This window comes from Sphingosinicella sp., from assembly GCF_052387495.1.
GTDB lineage: Bacteria > Pseudomonadota > Alphaproteobacteria > Sphingomonadales > Sphingomonadaceae > Allosphingosinicella.
This window is the reverse complement of the sequence record NZ_JBQTJC010000041.1, coordinates 1-3,159: the sequence shown is the minus strand read 5'-3', so window position 1 is coordinate 3,159 and position 3,159 is coordinate 1. Positions and strand designations below refer to the sequence as shown.

Below are 3,159 nucleotides of genomic sequence, written 5' to 3'. Positions count from 1 at the left end.
CCAATTTGCCCATCGTCTTCCACATGTTCGCGCGCTCGACGTCGATCGCGGCATTGTCCATGAGGAGCTCGTCCTTGCCCGAAGCGAGGCTGGAGAGGATCGCGGCGATGTGGGTCTGCGCCGACTGATATTTCATGAAATAGCCGCGCAGGGAGTTGCCCCAGGGGATGATCCCGAACAGCTTGCGGGGCTTCACGCCCCGGCCGGGATCGAGGCCCTCGACCGTCTTGCGAAGCTGGGTCAGGTCGGCGCCAATGCCCGTGTCGCTGTCGATCGCCTTGATCGGGCGATCGAGGAAGCGGTTCGAATGGCCCGCCGCTTCCATGATCTCCTTGCGGCCCATCGTGGTCAGCTGATCGACCTTCTTGCCGAAATCGGGCGAGTTGGAATCGAGCGCGACCAGCTCGGCGACGAAGCCGTCGACCTTCTCCTCTAGCGCGCTCTTCTGCTCCTCCTTCAGGGGCACGAGGCCCGCCGCCTGCTCGGCGGTAACGCTCTGCAGCGGCTGGGGCGGATCGAGCGTCAGCGTGCTCGCCGTCTCGGTCGCCGTGGCGGTCTCGGTCTGGGTAGCCATGTTCGTCCCCGCTTTCTCAAATGTCCGCCTGAGATTGGTGCCTCGCGCGCGCCAGCGCAAGGGATAACGTGTATTATTTCGCTAACTCACCGTGTTCGCCGGCCGTCTCGCGAGACGCCCAGCTCCGCCAGAAGGTGGTCCATGCCGTAGGCGTGGCGCAGCGCCGCCGTGACCGCGGCGGCGGTGACGAGCACCGAGCGGTTGACGTTCGGATCGTAGCCGTAGGCGTTGCGCTGGGTGAGCACCGTGGAATCGAAATTGGCGCCGATAATCTCGCCCGCCGCGTTCACCGCCGGCGAGCCGGAGGAGCCGCCGATCGTGTCGGTCGAGGCGGCGACGTTGAGGACGGTGTCGGCCGGAATCCGCTCGCGGGCGGCGGCGAGCCGGGGGGCGAGATCGAATGGCGGGGCGCCGGTCGCGCGGTCCCAAAGGCCGTCGAAGGTCGTGGCGTGCGGCACGGTCCGCCCCTCGTGGGTCCAGCCGCGCACCCGGCCGTAGGTGAGGCGCAGGGTCCCGGTCGCGTCGGGATAGAGGCTGGTGCCGAAGGCGGCGAAGCGGGCGCGGGCGAGCGCTTCGGTGGCGCGGTCGGTCGGCGCCTGGACGCGGCCTTCATAGGCGCCGCGCGCCTCGCGGGTCGGCGGCTGGATCGCGAGCAGGAAGCGGATCAGCGGGTCGTCGGAGGCGCGTACGGCCTCGAGCCCGCCTTCCCACAAGGCGCGGCGGACGGCGGGATCGCCGAGCCGCGTACCGGTCGCGAGCCGGCGGGCGAGCGCTTCCGGCGATTCCTCGCCGAGCAGGGTCCGGCTGCGCGGGTCGTCCACGGTCAGGATCTCGCGCGTCTTCGAAAGCCACCAGGCGAGCTGAATCTCGTCGACCGCGGGATAGGTCGGCCGCTCGGCGAACAGGCGCTGCTCGACCTGGGGAAGGCGGGCGTCGCCATATTCGGGAAGCCGCTCGGCGCTTGGCCGCGCCCGCTCCTCGGCGCCACGGACGAGGTCGCGCGCCCAGGAAAAGAGCTGCGAGCCGCCGCCGGCGCGGGTCTCGAGCAGATAATAAGCGGGGTAGAGCCGGCGCACTTCGGGCTGCAGCGCGGCCAGATTGGCCCAGGGGTCGCCGATTTCCGCGGCGAGCGCGGCGTCGGCGGCGACCCGGCGGCGGAACTCCGCCTCGGCCGTCTCGCGTGCGGCCATGAAGCGCGCGTCGATCAACGCCTGCTGGCGGCCGTAGCCGCGCTTGTAGGTGTTCTCGATGCTGGAGAGCGGCCCCTGCGCCTGAAAGGCCTGTTCCGGCCCCTGCAGGCCGTACTGGATCAGCCGGCCGCGCAGCTCGCTGTTCAGCAGTTGCTCGAGCGGCAGCATCACGTCGGCGACGGTGGCGAGCTGGGCCTGGGTGAGCAGGCGCTGGGTGGCGCCTGGGCTGCCCGAGAGGAAGACCGGCTGGTCGGCGCGCGGCGGCGCCGGGTTCCAGCGGAAATGGGCCGGCGTCGCGACCGGCCGGTCGTCCTCGTAGATCCGGACGAAGGCGCCGTCGATCGCGAAGCGCGGGAAGCTGAAATTGTCGAGGTCGCCGCCGAAGGCCGAGGCGCGATGCTCGGGCGCGAACGCCAGGCGGACGTCGCGATAGCGGCGGTAGGTGTACAGCCTGAACTGACCCCCGCGATAGAGCGTCACCACCTGGCAGCGGCGGCTCGCATCGTCGCCGCAGGCCTCGGATTCGATCCGCCCGGCCTCGGCGTCGCGGGCGCGGGTGAAAGCCTCGCCCTCGAGCCCGGTGCCCGCCGCCTGCATGCGCGCGGTGACGTCGGCAATGTCGGTCAGCACCTCGGCGGTCATGCCCGGGCAGCGCCGCTCGCCTTCGCGCGACGCGGGCGTGAAGCCGGTCTCGACGTAATTCTGCTGGGGCGTCGACAGATCCTCGACGCAGCGCGCGACGACATGCTCGTTGGTGAAGATCAGGCCCTCGCCCGAGACCAGCCCGCCCGAGGCGCCGCCAAGCCGCACCGAGGCGAGCCGCACGCGATCGAGCCAGGCCTGGTCGATTTCGGTGCCGAGCGTTTCGTTCGCCGCCGCAATCGGGAAATTGTCGAAGGTCCACATCCCTTCCTCGGCGGCGGCGGTGCCGGCGAGAAGGGCGAGGGTGGTGGCGAGGAGGAAGCGGCGCATCGGGGTCTCCGGCTCGGTGTCGAGCGCGGTCCTAGGCATCCCGCGCCGCATCCGCAATCGGCGCGGCCCGGGCAAGGCGAGGTCAGGCCAGCCGATAGAGGAACTTGCGGCCGAGCTTGCGCCGGCTCACCACGCCCTTGGCTTCGAGCCGCCGCAGCATCGAACGGACCGCGGCGTTGCTGAGCGCGTCGGGAAGGGCGTCGCGGACTTCCTCCGCGCTCGCCTCGCTTAGCCAGTCGACCCGCTCCGCCACCTGCCGCTCGCGCGGCGCGAGGTGCCGGATCGAAATGGGCCGCGCCGCCGGCCAGATGCCGCTCGCGTCGAACGCTTCGCTGATCCGCTTCATTTCACCCGCGAATAGCGCGGCCCGGGCGCTTGGTGGATGATCGGGGCTGCGCAAGAGCTGATCGTTCTTGCGAACTT

Annotated in this window: 3 protein-coding genes; all 3 read right to left on the bottom strand. The window is 70.6% G+C overall.

What is annotated here, in order from left to right:
• Positions 1-574, bottom strand: a 574-nt coding sequence (locus ACT4N8_RS02500; protein ID WP_444856559.1) for a toxic anion resistance protein, incomplete at its 3' end; no start/stop codon positions are given.
• 86 nt (positions 575-660) lie between these two features.
• Positions 661-2,775 carry a S46 family peptidase gene (locus ACT4N8_RS02495; RefSeq protein ID WP_444856558.1) on the bottom strand — a complete coding sequence of 705 codons (2,115 nt, stop codon included), beginning with the start codon at positions 2,773-2,775 and terminating at the stop codon, positions 661-663.
• Positions 2,776-2,818: 43 nt separating this feature from the next.
• Positions 2,819-3,159: BlaI/MecI/CopY family transcriptional regulator (locus tag ACT4N8_RS02490; protein WP_444856557.1), on the bottom strand; the 341-nt coding region annotated here is incomplete at its 5' end.

Excerpts from the sequence above, each read along its gene's own strand:
- ACT4N8_RS02495 (WP_444856558.1), bottom strand. The coding sequence starts at position 2,775 with ATGCCTAGGACCGCGCTCGACACCGAGCCGGAGACCCCGATGCGCCGC.